This is a genomic window from Clostridioides sp. ZZV14-6154, assembly GCF_020657785.1.
Lineage (GTDB): Bacteria > Bacillota > Clostridia > Peptostreptococcales > Peptostreptococcaceae > Clostridioides.
The window spans coordinates 518,780-536,174 of the sequence record NZ_JAGWCY010000001.1 but is presented as its reverse complement, the minus strand read 5'-3'; the positions used below and the strand labels follow the sequence as shown (position 1 = coordinate 536,174).

15 protein-coding genes are annotated in these 17,395 nt (G+C 27.3%); 12 read left to right on the top strand and 3 right to left on the bottom strand.

The annotated features are described in order from the left end of the window. Positions 1-3 precede the first annotated feature (3 nt). A complete protein-coding gene (locus KGF45_RS02565) occupies positions 4-549 on the bottom strand; it encodes a helix-turn-helix domain-containing protein (RefSeq protein ID WP_227840755.1) in 546 nt (181 codons plus the stop codon). A gap of 232 nt (positions 550-781) precedes the next feature. Between KGF45_RS02565 and KGF45_RS02560 the strand changes: the two genes are divergently transcribed. The 8 genes from KGF45_RS02560 (at position 782) to KGF45_RS02525 (ending at position 11,302) form a co-directional block, all read left to right on the top strand. After that, the gene (locus tag KGF45_RS02560) at positions 782-2,029 is read left to right on the top strand and encodes a GntP family permease (protein ID WP_227841758.1); all 1,248 of its coding nucleotides are present in this window, start codon (positions 782-784) and stop codon (positions 2,027-2,029) included. Between the two features lie 83 nt (positions 2,030-2,112). After that, the gene (locus KGF45_RS02555) at positions 2,113-4,107 is read left to right on the top strand and encodes an ATP-binding protein (RefSeq protein ID WP_227841757.1); all 1,995 of its coding nucleotides are present in this window, start codon (positions 2,113-2,115) and stop codon (positions 4,105-4,107) included. Continuing rightward, a complete protein-coding gene (locus KGF45_RS02550) occupies positions 4,104-5,429 on the top strand; it encodes a sigma-54-dependent transcriptional regulator (RefSeq protein WP_227828465.1) in 1,326 nt (441 codons plus the stop codon). Before KGF45_RS02555 ends, KGF45_RS02550 begins: the two co-directional genes overlap by 4 nt. A gap of 279 nt (positions 5,430-5,708) precedes the next feature. After that, complete coding sequence (grdG, locus tag KGF45_RS02545; RefSeq protein WP_227841756.1) at positions 5,709-6,995, top strand: sarcosine reductase complex component B subunit alpha; 1,287 nt, start codon at positions 5,709-5,711, stop codon at positions 6,993-6,995. Between the two features lie 85 nt (positions 6,996-7,080). Further along, positions 7,081-8,388, top strand: a complete 1,308-nt coding sequence (grdF, locus tag KGF45_RS02540) for a sarcosine reductase complex component B subunit beta (RefSeq protein ID WP_227840760.1) — start codon at positions 7,081-7,083, stop codon at positions 8,386-8,388. Between the two features lie 304 nt (positions 8,389-8,692). After that, a complete protein-coding gene (locus KGF45_RS02535; protein ID WP_227828468.1) occupies positions 8,693-9,400 on the top strand; it encodes a LytR/AlgR family response regulator transcription factor in 708 nt (235 codons plus the stop codon). 1 nt (position 9,401) lies between these two features. Beyond that, a complete protein-coding gene (locus tag KGF45_RS02530; RefSeq protein WP_227841755.1) occupies positions 9,402-10,787 on the top strand; it encodes a sensor histidine kinase in 1,386 nt (461 codons plus the stop codon). A 71-nt stretch (positions 10,788-10,858) separates the two neighbouring features. Continuing rightward, positions 10,859-11,302 carry a FlxA-like family protein gene (locus KGF45_RS02525; RefSeq protein WP_227828470.1) on the top strand — a complete coding sequence of 148 codons (444 nt, stop codon included), beginning with the start codon at positions 10,859-10,861 and terminating at the stop codon, positions 11,300-11,302. Between the two features lie 261 nt (positions 11,303-11,563). Here KGF45_RS02525 and KGF45_RS02520 read toward each other — a convergent pair whose 3' ends face one another. Beyond that, the gene (locus KGF45_RS02520; protein ID WP_003423664.1) at positions 11,564-11,788 is read right to left on the bottom strand and encodes a FeoA family protein; all 225 of its coding nucleotides are present in this window, start codon (positions 11,786-11,788) and stop codon (positions 11,564-11,566) included. 96 nt (positions 11,789-11,884) lie between these two features. Then, positions 11,885-13,138, bottom strand: coding sequence for a sodium/glutamate symporter (locus KGF45_RS02515; RefSeq protein ID WP_227828471.1), 1,254 nt, complete (start codon positions 13,136-13,138; stop codon positions 11,885-11,887). Between the two features lie 261 nt (positions 13,139-13,399). Between KGF45_RS02515 and add the strand changes: the two genes are divergently transcribed. From add to KGF45_RS02495, 4 genes are all read left to right on the top strand, one after another. Beyond that, positions 13,400-14,389 (top strand): adenosine deaminase, encoded by a 990-nt coding sequence (gene add, locus KGF45_RS02510; RefSeq protein WP_227828472.1) that lies wholly within the window; start codon positions 13,400-13,402, stop codon positions 14,387-14,389. Positions 14,390-14,463: 74 nt separating this feature from the next. Then, complete coding sequence (locus KGF45_RS02505; protein WP_227828473.1) at positions 14,464-15,201, top strand: EcsC family protein; 738 nt, start codon at positions 14,464-14,466, stop codon at positions 15,199-15,201. Between the two features lie 197 nt (positions 15,202-15,398). Next, a complete protein-coding gene (locus KGF45_RS02500) occupies positions 15,399-16,550 on the top strand; it encodes a double-cubane-cluster-containing anaerobic reductase (RefSeq protein ID WP_227841754.1) in 1,152 nt (383 codons plus the stop codon). A 22-nt stretch (positions 16,551-16,572) separates the two neighbouring features. Further along, positions 16,573-17,328 (top strand): acyl-CoA dehydratase activase, encoded by a 756-nt coding sequence (locus KGF45_RS02495; RefSeq protein ID WP_227841753.1) that lies wholly within the window; start codon positions 16,573-16,575, stop codon positions 17,326-17,328. The last annotated feature ends 67 nt before the right edge of the window (positions 17,329-17,395 follow it).

The following is a 17,395-nucleotide window of genomic DNA, read 5'->3' as shown; positions in this document are numbered from 1 at the left end:
CCTTTATAGTATAACTGCAAAAACTACTTTGCTTTCACTATCAGAATCATTTTGCCATTTATGCTTTGTTCCTAAAGGAACCTTAACGCTATCACCCTTAAATAAAGTAAATTCATCATCATCCATAAAGAGTTTGACTTCTCCCTCTAAAATGTATGCAATTTCATCTCCATTATGAGTAATTCTATCTACACAAGAAGATGTATTTGGAGCCAAATCCATAATAGCAAATTCTAAATTACCACTAGAATCTGGAACTAAAACTTCATATACAACATCATTACTTCCAGGTAAAATAACTTTCTTTCTACTATCGTGTCTCACTATTAAACTTTTTTTGTCTACTTCAGATACAAAAAATGTAAATAGAGGAACATTTAGAGAAGAGGCTATAGATTTTAATGAATTTACAGATGGATTAGCAAGACCTCGTTCTATTTGGCTCAATAATGATGGTGTAACATCTGCTAGTTTTGCTAAATCTCGAATACTTAGATTTTGTTTTTTTCGAACTTCAGCTATTTTTTCTCCTAAATTTAAATCATTCATATAAATATCCTCTCTTTTTCGTTTTAAAAATATTACTTTAAAATAATCTAAATAAAAAGATTATATAGTATGAAATCATTATAACATATAAGATATAATTTTGAATAAATAATGTTAAATCTAATTGAATAAATTAAAATATAATTGACAAGTGGATACAGAATACTTAAAATATATTTAAATAAAATTAAATAAAAAATAATTAACTTACTTTAAGATAGGAGGGGATATTGTGCAAATAACAACTTTTGGAGCTATATTTGGCTTATTAGTAGCAATTATTTTAATTATAAAGAAATTTCAAGCTGTATATAGTTTAATGTTAGGGGCATTTGTTGGGGGAATAATTGGAGGCGCAAGTATAACAGAAACTGTAGATTTTATGGCAACTGGAGCTATGAATATCTCACCATCAATTCTTAGAGCTTTAGCATCAGGTGTATTGGCTGGAAGTTTAATAAAAACAGGAGCAGTTGATAAAATATCAGAACAAATCGTAAGGATATTAGGAGAAAAGAGAGCCTTACTTTCTATAGCTGCTTCAACTATGGTACTTGCAGGAGTAGGAGTAAATTTGGATGTATCTGTAATAACTGTAGCACCAATAGGTTTATACATAGGAAGAAAATTAAACTATTCTAAATTAGCAATACTTTTAGCTATGTTAGGTGGAGGCAAAGCAGGTAATATAATATCACCAAATCCAAATACTATTGCAGTAGCAGGAAATTTTTCTGTAAATCTATCTAGTGTTATGATAGCAAACGTAATTCCAGCAATTGTTGGTATTGTGTTTACTGTTGTTTTGGCAAGTGCATTAATAAATAAAGGAAACAATGTAGAATCATATGAACTTTTGGAACAAAGAGAGGATTTACCAAATTTGTTTAAGTCATTATGTGGTCCAATTGTAGCTATATTTTTATTGTTTCTAGGAAATATATCACCTATAGTAATAGACCCTATGGTTGCACTTCCTGTAGGAGGAGTAGTAACCTTAATCGCGACAGGAAATTTGAAAAATACAAGAGAGTATTTGTCTTTTGGATTATCTAAGATGCAAGGTGTATGCATATTATTACTTGGAACAGGGACTATTGCGGGGATTATACAAATGTCTGAATTACAACAGAGTACAATAGGTATACTACAATATTTAAATATGCCACAATTTTTATTAGCACCGATTTCAGGTATACTTATGTCACTGGCAACAGCATCATCAACAGCTGGAGCCACTATAGCATCATCAACTTTTTCTGATGCTATATTAAGTGGTGGATTATCACCAATTTCAGGAGCATCAATTGTTAATGCAGGTTCCAGTGTATTTGAACAATTACCACATGGTTCATTATTTCATACTAGCGCAGGCAGTATAAATATGGATATAGGTGAAAGATTTAAATTGATTCCGTATGAAGCACTAATAGGGATAGTAATGACTATAGTTTCAACATCTATACAATTAATCTTATAATAAATATAGATATTTAATGAAAAAAGTAGGATTTTGTTATTAAATATTGAATTTATATAAAAAAGAAAGATTGGAGTTTTAAGGTGAATAAAAAAAAGATAGTAATTATAGGGATTATTTATTCATTTTTAGTTGTAGTTTCACTCACAAATATGTATGTAGGCATGGAGTATAATTTGAATATATTTGAATATGTTAAGAAATCACTTCCATTTACAGAAGAGGAAAAACAATGGCTAAAAAAACATAAAAATTTAATTTATAGTTCTGACCAGAGCTCTCCTCCTCTTAGATATAAAGGTCAAGAAGATGGTCAATACAAAGGAATTGTTGTTGATTTAATTAATTCCCTATCAATCCAAATAGGTAGAGATTTCTATTTTAAACCAAATACATGGTGGAAAGAATCCTTTATAAATCCAGTGGATGATAGTATAAGATTTTTTGACTTAATTCCATCAAAAGAAAGAGCAAATAAGTTTATATTTACTGACCCCGTTTATACATTAAGTGCAAATATATTAAAAGATAAAAAAGCACAGAATATAAATAGTTATAGAGATTTAAAGGGAAAAACAATAGCAATACCAGAGGGTGACTATTCTATAAACTTTTTAAAAAAAAGAGTTGACAATATAGATATTGTGTTGACTCCAGATATAAAGACTGGAGTAAATTATTTAATGTCAGGCAAAGTAGATGCAGTTGTTGGTGATGAACCAGTATTACGATATTATGTGATAAACTATGAACTCTCAAAGAAATACAGTATTTTAAATACTCCTATTTATACCAAAAAGGCAGTTCTCGCTGTTCCTAAACAATATAAAGAATTAGTTGGTATTTTAAATAAGGGAATTTTTAAACTTCAGAAAAATGGTGTATATAAAGATTTAAATAAAAAATGGTATTCTATATATAATGAAGTCGATGATGTATTATATGATATAGGAGTCATGCCAATCATTTATATTTTTATAGGCATAATTTTGATATCTATTTATATTTTTTATAGTTATACATATTTATTAAAAATAGAAATAAAAAGGAAAACAGAAGAAGTAATAGAAAATAAAAAGGCTTTAGAGGCCACATTTAATAGTATCACAGACATAATAATGCTTATAGATGACAATTACAATATAGTTGAATCAAATAAAGTATTCTATGATTTTATCAATGAGATACAATATAAAAAAGAAGAATTAATTGACATAATAAAAAATATTATTGAGAATACATTTTCTGAAAATACACATAAAACAAGTGAAATAGAACTGATTAATAAGATTTTGAAAATAAGTACTTTCCCTGTAGAATATAAAAAAAATAATATTGAATATATAGTAGCCGTGATTAAAGATATAACTAATGATAAAATAATAGAAGCAAAATTGCTGAGAGATAATAAAATGATATCTATAGGGCAATTAGCTTCTGGAGTAGCGCATGAGATAAGAAATCCTCTAGGAATAATAAGAAATAATTGTTATCTTTTAAAAGATAATGTTACTATAGAAGAGGTAAATGATTGTGTAAAATCAATAGAAAGTAATGTAGATAGAGCAAGTAATATAATAACGAATTTATTAAATTTTGCAAGAATATCAGATGATAGTTTAGAAAATATAAATATAAGAAATTTTATTGAAAATATAGTCAAACTTCAGTATAAAGTTTTACAGTTAAAAGATGTTGAAATAAAGATAAACTGCAATAAGGATTTAGTGTGCTACATAAATGGAGAATCTTTGAAACACGTATTTATAAATTTAATATCTAACTCAGTAGATGCAATACATGAAGGCGGTAAAATTATTATAAATTGCTATGTGAAAGAGTGCTGTTTATTTATAGATTTTAAGGACAATGGTGATGGTATAAAAGAAAACGTTTTAAAGGATATATTTAATCCTTTTTATACCACAAAGCCAATTGGTGAAGGAACTGGATTAGGTTTGTACATTACATATAACGAGATTAAAAAGAATAATGGAGATATAAGTGTCAAAAGTCAATTGGGAGTTGGTACTTGTTTTTATATAAAAATTCCACTAAATAAAGAGGTGACTATATGATAAAGATACTAGTAGTTGATGATGAATTAGAGTATGGAACAATAATGAAAAAAATTTTGCAAAAGAATGGATATGTGGTAGATATAGCACTAAGTGGAGAAGAAGCTGTGAGTATTATTAAGAAAGATAAAAATTACGATTTGATTTTATCTGATGTTATGATGAAAAATATGGATGGAGTACAACTTTTAGATAGAATTAAATCTATTAATAAAAATATAGAAGTTATATTAGTTACTGGATATGGAAGTATTGAAAATGCAGTTGAAGCTATGAAAAGAGGAGCTTTATCTTATTTTATAAAAAGTAATCCTATTGAAACTTTATTAGAAGAAATTGAAAAAGTAAAAAGAGAAAAAGAAGTAGTTTGCACACAAAAAAATAATTTGGGCTTTACTTTAGAATCTAAAAATAAGGATTTTAATAATATAATAAAAATCGCAGAAAAAGCTGCCTGTAAAGATGTAAATATACTAATTCTTGGAGAATCTGGAGTAGGAAAAGATGTTTTAGCTAGATATATACATAGTCTAAGCCCAAGAAGAGATGAAATATTTGTACCTGTAAACTGTTGTTCTTTTTCCGAAAATTTATTAGAGTCTGAGTTATTTGGACATGAGAAAGGTTCTTTTACTGGAGCAATAGATAGCAGAAAAGGTAGATTTGAACTTTCAAATAGGGGTACTTTATTTTTAGATGAAATAGGAGATATACCTTTAAATGTGCAAGTAAAATTGTTAAGGACACTTGAAGAGAAATCTATAGAGAGAATAGGAAGTAATAAGTCTATTAAAGTTGACTTTAGATTAATTTGTGCAATGAATAAAGAACCTAAAATAGAAATATTAAATGGTAATATAAGAGAAGATTTTTTTTATAGAATAAGTACAATAACAATAACTATACCACCTTTAAGAAATAGAAGAGAGGATTTAAATACACTTATAGACTTTTTCTTAAATAAATACCAGATTGAACATGATAAAAAAATATCCTCAATTGATAAAGAAGTAGTGGATTTTTTGATAAATTACGATTATCCAGGGAATATAAGAGAATTAAAAAATATAATCAATAGATTAGTAGTTTTAAGTGAAGAAAGTAAGTTATCAAAAGACAATTTGAACTTAATATCAAACAATATAAACATAGATGATAAAATAAGTATTAGACCTCTAAGAGAAATAAGAAAAGAATTTGAGTGTGAATATATTGAAAAGGTTCTATCTCTATGTGGAAATAATATTTCAAATACAGCAAAAAAATTGGAGATTAGCAGAAGACAATTAACTAATAAAATATCAGAGTACAATATTAAGTGAGAAAAAAACTTCTCATGTACTGAGCAAAAAATTTCTCACAATTATTAAAAGATAAGTAGAAAAATTCTACTTATCTTTTTTATTATAATTTTTAAATTTAAGACTTACAATAATTATAGGTAGATTCAATGTTTATATAAGTAAAAAATGAAAATATCTATAGAATCAACATAAAAAAGCTATATTTTAAATAATTGGCATATAAAATGCTTTGTATATAAATAAACGTAATAATAAATATTTTTAATTGCGATTAAATGTATTAAGGGGGATTTTCATATGAAGCTAGAGCTAGGGAATATATTTATAAAAAATATTGAATTTGGAGAGAAAACAGAAGTAAAAGATGGCATATTATATGTGAATAGTAAAGAAATAGAACAGATAGCTTTAGAAGATGAAAGAATTGTAAGTGTAAATGTTGAACTTGCAAGACCTGGCGAATCAATAAGAATAGCACCAGTTAAAGATGTCATAGAACCTAGGGTTAAAATTGGAGATGAAAGCAAAATATTTCCTGGAATTATTAACAAAGTAAAGACTGTAGGAAGTGGAAGAACTCATGTACTTTCAGGAGCTTGTGTTATAACTTGTGGAAATATAGTTGGATTTCAGGAAGGTGTAATTGATATGAGTGGTTCTACTGCTAAATATACACCTTTTTCAAAAACAAATAATGTATGTATTGTGATAAAAGCAAAAGAGGGTATAGAAACTCATGATTATGAAGAAGCAGCTAGAATAGCTGGATTAAAGATAGGTGCATATATAGGAGAAGCAGGCAAGGAAATTGAACCAGATGAAATAATAGTATATGAAACAAAACCACTATTAAAACAAGTGAAAGAATATCCAGACCTACCAACAGTAGCATATGTCCATATGTTACAATCACAGGGACTTTTACATGATACTTATTATTATGGAGTTGATGCTAAGCAAATAGTCCCAACATTTATGTATCCAACTGAAATAATGGATGGAGCCATAATATCTGGTAATTGTGTTGCACCATGTGATAAAGTGACTACTTTCCACCATTTAAATAATCCAGTTATACATGACTTGTATAAAAGACATGGAAAAGACCTAAATTTTATAGGAGTAATTTTAACTAATGAAAACGTATTTTTAGTTGACAAAGAAAGAAGTTCTGATATGGTTGCAAAGTTAGTAGAATTTTTAGGTGTTGATGGAGTATTAGTAACAGAAGAAGGATATGGGAATCCAGATACTGACCTTATGATGAATTGTAGAAAATGTAGTGAAGTTGGAGCAAGTGTAGTTTTAATCACTGATGAGTTTCCTGGAAAAGATGGAAAGAGTCAATCTATAGCAGATGCTACGAAAGAGGCAGATGCACTTGTTTCTTGTGGTCAAGGAAACTTAGTAGTCCATTTTCCTGCTATGGAAAAAGTTATAGGAACTTTGGATTATGTAGAAATGATGATTGGTGGATATAAAGGATGCTTAAATGACGATGGAAGTATGGATGCGGAATTACAGATTATAATAGCATCAACTATAGCAAATGGTTACAATCATTTGACAGCAAGATATTATTAAATAAATATTTGAGTATAGATTATTGTTAATACCATTATTAATTTAATTGATGTAATAACTATAAATTGATTTGGAGGATTAAGATATGAGTAAAATCAGAGTTGTTCACTATATAAATAATTTCTTTGCTGGTATAGGAGGAGAAGAAAAAGCAGATATTCCACCAGAAAAAAGAATGGGAGTAGTAGGGCCTGGAATGGCATTTCAAAGTCAATTTAAAGACGAAGCGGAGATAGTTTCAACTGTAATTTGTGGAGACACATATTTTGGAGAAAATATTGAAGATGCTACTAGAGAACTTTTAAAAATGATAAAAGAAGAAAAACCTGATTTATTTATTGCAGGGCCAGCATTTAATGCAGGTAGATATGGAGTAGCCTGTGGAACTATTTGTAAAGCAGTTGAAGAAGAACTAAATATTCCTGTAGTCACAGGAATGTATAAAGAAAATCCAGGTGTAGATATGTTTAAACTAGATTTACACATAATAGCTACAGGAAATTCAGCAGCTAGTCTTAGAAAGGTAGTTCCAATAATGTCAAGACTAGGGCTTAAATTAGTTAATGGTGAAGAAGTAGGGTCTCCTGAGGTAGAAGGATATATAATGAGGGGAATAAGAAAAAATTTCTTCCATGAACTTAGAGGTTCTGAAAGAGCGATTGAAATGTTGGTTAAGAAAATGAATGGAGAAAAATTTGAGACTGAGTATCCAATGCCTGAATTTGATAGAGTTACACCTGTAGAGGCTATCAAAGACTTATCTAAAATAAAACTTGCATTAGTAACTTCTGGAGGTATAGTTCCAACTGATAATCCAGATAAAATCGAATCTTCAAGTGCTACTAAGTATGGTATTTATGATATAACAGGCATGAATTCTATGTCAAATAAAGATTTTACAACTATACATGGAGGTTATGATAGAGCATATGTACTTGAAAATCCAAACTTAGTTGTGCCATTAGATGTGGTTAGAGAATTTGAAAAAGATGGTGTAATTGGAGAATTGGCAAATTACTTTATAACTACTACAGGGACTGGAACAAGTGTAGGTAATTCTAAGAGATTTGGAGAAGAATTTTCTAAAAAATTGGTAGAAGATAAAGTAGAGGCTGTAATTTTAACATCTACATGAGGCACTTGTACTCGTTGTGGAGCAACGATGGTAAAAGAGATTGAAAGAGCAGGTATAGCAGTTGTCCATGTTTGTACTGTAGTACCAATATCACTTACAATAGGAGCAAATAGAATTGTTCCAGCAGTAGGTATACCATATCCACTTGGAAATCCAAAGCTAGGGGAAGAAGAAAGTAAAAAAATTAGAAAGAACATAGTTTTAAAGGCCTTAAATGCATTAAAAGAAGATGTAGAAGATCAAACCGTATTTGAATAATAAAAATATAACACAACACTAAAATTAAAATAGATATCATAAAATAGTTTCTGAAAATTATTTTATGATATCTTTTTTTATTAAGTAATTTAAAAACATTGAATATATTTTTATATTTTTAAATTAAATTTACTAGAATGAAAAATTAAATTTAGAGTATTGATACATAAATTTAAATTAGATATACTATGAAAAGTAAAGTTATTCACTTTGGAACATATATTCAGCATATTAGAACAGATTAATTGAAATAAAGAAGTTAACTTTATATAATAAAATAATATGAGAAAGAAGGTGTTACATATTGATTTCAATTGCTATTTGTGATGATGAATCGTATATGTTAAATGATTTAAAAGAAAATATAGAGCTATATATGAATAGAAATAATTTATTGTATAATATAGAACTTTTTGATAAAGCTGAGACTCTATTATATAATCATGAAGTATTTGATATTATCTTTTTAGATATACAGATGGAAGGTATTAATGGAATGCAAGCAGCTAAAAAATTAAGGTCATGTGATAATGATTGCTTTATAATTTTTGTGACAGTTTTAAAGGAATTTGTATATGATGCTTTTGAAGTAGATGCTATAAATTATTTGATAAAACCATTGTCTAACGAAAAACTAGCTAAGACAATGGATAGGATAATTATAAAGCTGGAGAGTAATGAAAAGAATTATATAACAATACAAAAAGGGCACTCATATTGGAGATTGAAAATAGCAGATATTTTATATTGTGAAGTTATAAAAAGAAAGATTTATATCCATTTAAAAAAAGAAATTATTGATTATTATGAAACTATTGATAGTCTAGAAAGAAGCTTGCCAATAAATTTTTTTAGATGTCATCGTAGTTATATAATTAATTTACAATCTGTATATAGCTATGAAAATGGTAATGTAGTTATGGAAAATGGAGATATGATACCTGTTTCCAGGTTACGCCAACAAGAATTTTCTGAAGCTATGCTTAAGAATATGAAAAATAGGAGGAGATAACATGGCTAATTTACCTTATTCTAATTCATTATTAGAATATAGTATTTTATTCGTCTTTGCAATAGATAGAAGTCTAATAGCCATATTGCAATATTATTTTCTAATTAGTTTTACAAATACTAAGTCAAAATTTTGGTACTGTATTTTATACTTGTTAGTATCAGTTTTGTCAATTAGTATAAATACATATTTTAATTTATATAATTTATTTTATTCACAGCTTATATTTTTTCTACTGACTTTTTTGTTTGTAAAGTATGTAATAAAAAAATCTACAGTTTTATCTATAGTATTATCTCTATTAGTATATGTAATTGAGCAGTTAGCATATGGATTTATGGCTCCATTTAATTATTTACTATTTATAAATAATACAGATATAAATATTTATAAATTTGTTGTAAATACGGAGATTTCATTTTTTATTACGATTATAATAGTTGGATTTATATATTGGTATAGTGCTAAAAAATTTAATATTAAAACTGTAAAATTTGATAGATATTCAATAATTTTAATAACTCCATTGTTACTCATAATATTATTTTGGCAATCATTTGAGAATACTGGTTATTCAAGTTCAACCATAAATATCGATACGAAACTTCAAACTGTAAAATTATTAATGAATACGTCTCTTACTAAAGAAATTCAAGCTTTCCTTTTTTCTTCAATTGGAATTATATGTGTGTTTTTCTCTTTATTTGAGTTTAAGAAATTGATGCAATATTTAAAAGAAGAGAAAAATAAAGCGATTTTAAATCAACAAATTCATTCTCAAAAAAATTACATTGAAGAAGCAAAATCTCGATTGTCACAAACAATGTCTTTTAGGCATGACTTTAACAATCATCTAGCTATTGTAAATGGACTGCTAAAAAAAGGCGAAATTTTAAAAGCACAAGAGTATTTAAATAAACTCGAAAAAATAACCAGTGACCTATCATTTTCTTGTAATACAGGAAATGTTGTAATTGATGCCCTTTTCAACAATAAATTAAGCATAGCAAAACAATTAGGAATACAGGTGGATTGTGATGTAATTATACCAAGTGATACTAGTATAAATGATGTTGACCTCTGTATAGTATTTGCCAATGCTATTGACAATGCAATTAAAGCCTGTAAACTTGTAGATAAACAAAATAGATATTTAAAACTCTCAACTAAACTAGAGGGTGGCTTTTTTATGATAGAAATAAAAAATAGTTATAATGCAGTAAATAATTACACAAGTGGCTCAGGTATCGGAATTTCAAATATAAGAGAGATTGCTAAGAAATATCAAGGGGCTATAAGTATAGAGAATACACAAGAGTATTTTCAAATAAATATATTACTAATTATTTCATTACACTGTACTGACATTTCAGAACAATTAGCTTGAAAATAGAATTTGTAACCAATATTATATATGTAAATAAAAAGTTTAACATATAGAAATAGGAGGTTACTAAAATGAAAATTGGAAGTATAAATGGTCAAACACCAAGAACATCTAATATAGATGGTTCAAATAATAACCAAAGCGAAATACAAAGTTTAGAACAACAAAAAAAAGTATTACAAGAAGAACTGGAGAAAGTTAAGAGCAATAAAAGCATTGATAGTGAAATGGCTAAGTCAAAAATAGAAGATTTAAAAAAAGAAATAAAAGATATAGAAAGTAAAATTCAAGAACTAAAAGGAGAAAAAACACAAGAGTCAGATGGAGGACAAAATACTGTTTCTGAAGTGAAAAATAGTACATTAGATAGAAAAGAAGAAAATTCTAATAATAAAAATGCAAAAACACCGTGTGATGTTTTTGAAAAAGGCAATGAAGAAGAACAATGGGACAATACTTATAGCCTTGTTCAAGATGATAAAAATTTAAAAGTAAAATTTAATAGACCTATATAGTTTATCTAGAAAATTAACTTATTGAAATGGTAATTAGTATTTTATACTCTTAAGTAATAATTACATAAATATATTAATTGTAAATAAATATACTATATTTATTCAAATTTACATATAGCTTTACAACTATTATTTATAAATTTCTATTTTAAGTTTTATACCGAATATAAATATTAGTGAATATCCTCTTAAGTTTACTTATGGTTCTAATGCAAATAAAAAAAGAGATTTTAAAATCTCTTTTTTTATTTTTATTCTATATTAATTATTTTTTAAATTTATATTTTTTGCATCAGATTTTCTAATAGCTAAATCAAATCCTCTAAATCTAATCACTATCGGATCATTAAGAGGGGCTATTTTTTTTACTTCAACTTCAGTGCCATCTATTAATCCTAAAGCAAGAAGTCTCTTCATAAGTTTTTCATTCCCAGCTATATTATCTATAATTCCCTTTTGCCCAAGTTTTAAGTTGTAAACAGTCATTATTAACACCTCCTAATGAAAATCATTATCAAGTTCTATATTTATAATATATAATAAAAAAGCTAAATTGTCAATATATAACAAAAAATAAACATACTAACTCAGTATGTTTATAAAAAGTAGTATACAAGGGATACTAATGGCATCTAGTAAAAAACCACTTACTAAGGGAACAACCAAAAATGCTTTTGGAGAATCTCCATATTTTTGTGTTAAAGAGCTCATATTGGCTAAAGCATTTGGAGTAGCACCTATTCCATGTCCAATTAAACCACTTATTATGATGGCAGAATCAAAATCTTTTCCAAGTATCCTAAAACAAATAAATACTGAAAATAAAATTATAAAGATTACTTGGAAAGTTACTATTAAGAGAATTGGAGGCAATAGTGTTGATAATTCAAATAAATCTATATTCATAAGCGATAATGTTAGAAAAATTCCTAATGAAAGTTCTTTTAGAAACTCTATAAGTTTAAAGTTTAACTCTAGTATATTTATCTTGTCATTTAAATTTCTAAAAATAACTGCTGAAAACATACAAGTCACAACAGAAGGTAAAAGAATGTTACATGTCATATAAAATATTCTACTTATAATTTCGCCTGTATTTATACAAATAAATATAAGAAGAACTTGCTCTAAAAATATAGTAGGATTTATAGTTTGAGAAAATTCGTTTTTGATTGCTCTATTTTTGCTTCTAAAAAATTTATTTTTTAATCTCATTGAATCTTTTTTATATCTAAAACCTGATAAATCTATTTTTGTTGAAGGTTGCAATTTATATTTTTCTATCAGAAATCTAGCAACAGGACATCCTAATATCCCACCTATAATAAGACCTATTGTTGCAGCAGATAAACCAACACCAACTGCACCATCTACACCAAGACTTTCTATTGTAAGTCCAAATGCAGCTGAATAACCGTGACCACCTTCCATAGATACATTACCACACATAAGCCCTAAAAGTGGTTCAAATTTTATAATTTTTGATATTGATATAGCTATAATGTTTTGACAAAAAGCTAGTATTCCGCATAAAATCCAATATCTAAATAATACACTACCACCTTTTTTTATAAGGTTTATGCTTATTTCAAGCCCAATAGTTGTAAAAAAGAAAGTTATGAAATTTGGCATTAAGTTTCCACTTACAGATATGTCTGCTATATGAAAATATTTAAGAAATAAATTTAAAAAACAAAATAATAGACCTCCTATTACTGGTGCAGGTATACAGAAGTTATTTAAAAATTTAATCTTATTTTTTAACAGATTACCAATTAAAAAGAATAGCATAGATAAGGTTAAAGTTTGTACAGTATTAAAAGTTAAAGTAATCAAAATAAATCCTCCTTGTAATTTAAAATCGTCTTTGTATAATTTAAATTATTATGTAATGGAATTTTTACTATCAAATGTATATTAATAAATGTATATTAAAAAAAATCAATGGATATAATTAGATAATCATAAATTAAATAAGAATATTTTACTAATATACAGCTTTTAACATGAAAAATTTTAGTATATTGTTATAATAGAAATAAGACTTAAAAATTTATCAATAAGATATGTTATTTATAAGTGTAAAAGGAGGATAAAATGTTTGAAAATTTACCTAAGGTAGAATTGCATTGCCATTTAGATGGAAGTGTTAGAGTGGAAACTATATTTGATATAGCGCTTAAAGAGAAAATAGATTTGCCTTCAGATAATATTAATGAAATAAAAAAATTATCGAAGGTTCCACATGATTGTACTTCACTTGATGAATATTTAAAAAGATTTGATTTACCTCTAAAAGTTATGCAGTCTAAAGAAAGTTTAAAAAGAATTACTTTTGAACTTTTGGAGGATGCAAGTAAAGAAAATATTAAATATATAGAAATTAGATTTGCTCCATTACTTCATATTCAAAGAGGGTTGAGTATTAAGAGCATAATTGAAAGTGTAGTTGAAGGAATTAGAGATGCTGAAAGTCTTTATGATATAAAAGGGAATTTAATATTAGGTTGTATGAGAACAATGACCCCAAAAGAGGCATTATTGGTAATTGAAGCAGGTAAATCCTTTATAAATAGAGGTGTTGTAGCGGTAGATTTATGTGGTCCAGAGAAAGAAGGCTTTTGTAATGAATATGAAGAAGCTTTTAAACTAGCAAGAGATTATGGATATAAAATTACAGTGCATGCAGGAGAAGCAGCAAGTGGAAAAAATGTATTAGATGCTATAAGTATTTTAAAGGCAGATAGAATTGGTCATGGTATAAAAATTAATGGAGAAAAAGAAGCATACGATTTAGTTAAAAATAAAAAAGTATTACTGGAAATATGTCCAACCAGTAATGTACAAACTAAGACAGTAGATTCTTATAAAACACATCCATTTTACGATTTTTATAAAGATAATTTACCTGTAAGTATAAATACTGATAATAGAACTGTATCAGATATAAGTTTAAATTCAGAACTAAATCTAATATTTGATATATTTAATCTAAGTTTAGAAGACTATAAAATAATTTATAAAAACACAGTAGAAGCAAGTTTTGCAGATAAAGAAACTAAAAAATATTTATATAGTCTAATTTAGTAGGTTAAATAGATTAAAAATTTAAATTAATTAAGTAAGTTAATTAAACATATATTTTAGAGTAGGAGATAAATTTGAAAAATTATAAAGAGATTTCTTATAATGAATTAGCAAAAAAAGAATTAGAACAATGGAAGAAAGATATATTGAAAAAACCGTCTATATTTGATAAAGCTTCAAAAGGTATACAAAATAAATTCAATGGAGTGTTGCCAGATAAATACCATGAAATAATGACTTCTTCAATAAAAGGAATGACAAAAACTGTATTTTTTGGATATAAATATGCTACAAAGTCACCAATTAGAAATATATCCTTAGAAGAAAGGGAAAAGTTAGTTGAAGAAAAGGCTAAAAATTATAAAACTACAGCAATGATTGAAGGAGCAGGTACAGGAGCTGGAGGTATTTTTTTGGGGCTTTCTGATTTTCCTCTACTTTTAGGTATTAAGATAAAATTTTTATATGATGTTGCTTCAATATATGGATATGATGTTAAAGATTATAGAGAAAGAATTTATATACTAAGTATATTGCAGTTGGCTTTTTCTAGTCAATCGAATATAAATACAACATTTAAATTGATGAGTAATTGGGATGAGTATATAAAAAATTTACCAAATGATATCAATGATTTTGATTGGAGAACATTTCAGCAAGAATACAGGGATTATTTAGATTTAGCTAAACTTTTGCAACTAATGCCTGGAATAGGGGCATTTGTAGGATTTTATGTAAATGGAAAATTAATTGATAAATTACATGAAACAGCAGTATTTGCTTATAGATTGAGGATTAGAGAGCTTAATTGATAAATGGTAAAATTTTTAAATAGATATAAAATATATCTATATATATATTGATTTGCATTGATAAAAACAATGATGGATGAAAGGTAAAGCATGATAAAATCTAATGTAGAGGTTTGTATTTTAATGGAAATATTTACGTTTTATTGTTTAAAATACAAAATGAATTATAAAGAGAAGTAATTGGGAGGAATATTTTCATGGCAAATTTACCAAAACAATTTGATAGTTTTAATGAAGCTAGACAAAAAGGATTTATAAATGCAAAGGAACTTAAAGAAAATGGGAAAAAAATGGTTGGAGTGTTCTGCACATTTACTCCAGTTGAGATTCCAATGGCAGCAGGAGCAACAGTAGTAGGTGTTTGTGGAGTTAGTGAAGAACCAATTCCAGATGCAGAAAAAGTGTTACCAAGAAATCTTTGTCCTTTAATAAAATCAAGTTATGGGCATGCAATAACAGATACATGTCCATATTTCTATTTTTCTGATTTATTAATAGGAGAAACTACTTGTGATGGCAAGAAAAAAATGTATGAAGAGCTTGCAAAGGTTAAACCAACATATGTAATGCATTTACCAAATACTGCAAAAGGTGAGTTTGCTTATAAGCTTTGGAAAGATGAAATGGTAAAATTAAAAGATGAGGTTGAAAAATCTTTAGGCGTGACTATAACAGAAGATGATATAAGAGCGGCCATAAAAGATAAGAATGAAGAGAGAGAACTTTTAAAAGAGTTTTATGCACTTGGTAAATTACAACCATCTGCACTTACAGGTCTTGAACTTCATAATGTACTATATCAAGCAGGTTTTAAATTTGACCGTACTGAACTTAAGCAATCTTTAAGAAAAGTTATAGATGATATGAAAGAAAGATATGAAAAAGGAGAATGTCCAGTTACAAAAGATAAACCAAGAATTCTTATAACAGGTTCTCCAATTGGTGGAATAAGTGAAAAGATAGTTAAAACTTTAGAAGATGCTGGAGCATCAGTTGTGGCATATGAACTTTGTGGAGCTATAAGATCAAATGATTTATTAGTTGATGAAGAAACAGAAGATGTGTATGATGCTTTAACACAAAAATACATAAATATAGGTTGTTCTTGTATGATGAACAATGACCATAGGATTGAACTACTAGATAGAATAATAGATGAATATAATGTAGATGGTGTAATAGATGTAGTTTTACAAGCCTGTCATACATTTAATATAGAAAGTTACAGAGTAAGAGAATTTGTTACAAAAGAAAAAAATAAGCCATTTATGTCTCTTGAAACTGATTATTCAAAATCAGATACTGAACAATTAAGAACTAGATTTGAAGCGTTTGTAGAGATGTTATAGGAGAGTAATAATAGGAGGGGTTATGTTTAGTATAGGAGTGGACTCAGGGTCAGTAGCAACAAAAGGTGTGTTATTTGATGGTGAAAAAATTGTCAAAAAAATAATTATACCAACTGGATGGAGCCCTAAAAGTACATCTAAACAAGTTTATGAGTTGTTAAGCGATGGAATTGATAAAAAAGATATAAAAAAAGTAGTAGGTACAGGCTATGGCAGAGGGGTAATGGACTTTGCCGATAAGAAAGTAACAGAAATAACGTGTCACACTAGAGGCGTTTACTTTTTAAATGAGAATGTAAGGACTATTTTAGATGTAGGTGGTCAAGATAGTAAAGTTATAAATTTAGATAGAGATGGAAATGTATTTAATTTTATAATGAATGATAAGTGTGCTGCTGGTACTGGTAGGTTTTTAGAAATTACCTCTAATCTTTTGGGAAGTGATATAGAAAGTATTGATACGCTAGCTCAAGGAAATGAACCAGTTAATATATCTAGCATGTGTACAGTTTTTGCAGAGTCCGAAATAGTAAGTCTCTTAGCTCAAAATATTTCTACTGGAGATGTAGCAGCAGGAATACTTAAATCTATTGCAAATAAGTCAACATCGATGTTGGCAAGAGGAGAAATAGTAGATGAAGTTGCATTTACTGGAGGTCTTGCGAAGAGTAAAGTATTAGTAAAAATGATAGAAGAAATATTAGATAAAAAAATATTTATTGCAGAACATACTCAGATAATAGGAGCATTAGGGGCTGCAGTAATTGGATTTAAATAAAAATATCTTAAATAATAAAATAAAAAGCTGAATTTATCCAAGATAATTTCAGCTTTTTATTTTATTC

Excerpts from the sequence above, each read along its gene's own strand:
- KGF45_RS02565 (WP_227840755.1), bottom strand. The coding sequence starts at position 549 with ATGAATGATTTAAATTTAGGAGAAAAAATAGCTGAAGTTCGAAAAAAA.
- KGF45_RS02550 (WP_227828465.1), top strand. The coding sequence starts at position 4,104 with ATGATAAAGATACTAGTAGTTGATGATGAATTAGAGTATGGAACAATA.
- grdG (WP_227841756.1), top strand. The coding sequence starts at position 5,709 with ATGAAGCTAGAGCTAGGGAATATATTTATAAAAAATATTGAATTTGGA.
- KGF45_RS02530 (WP_227841755.1), top strand. The coding sequence starts at position 9,402 with ATGGCTAATTTACCTTATTCTAATTCATTATTAGAATATAGTATTTTA.
- KGF45_RS02525 (WP_227828470.1), top strand. The coding sequence starts at position 10,859 with ATGAAAATTGGAAGTATAAATGGTCAAACACCAAGAACATCTAATATA.
- KGF45_RS02520 (WP_003423664.1), bottom strand. The coding sequence starts at position 11,788 with ATGACTGTTTACAACTTAAAACTTGGGCAAAAGGGAATTATAGATAAT.
- add (WP_227828472.1), top strand. The coding sequence starts at position 13,400 with ATGTTTGAAAATTTACCTAAGGTAGAATTGCATTGCCATTTAGATGGA.
- KGF45_RS02500 (WP_227841754.1), top strand. The coding sequence starts at position 15,399 with ATGGCAAATTTACCAAAACAATTTGATAGTTTTAATGAAGCTAGACAA.
- KGF45_RS02495 (WP_227841753.1), top strand. The coding sequence starts at position 16,573 with ATGTTTAGTATAGGAGTGGACTCAGGGTCAGTAGCAACAAAAGGTGTG.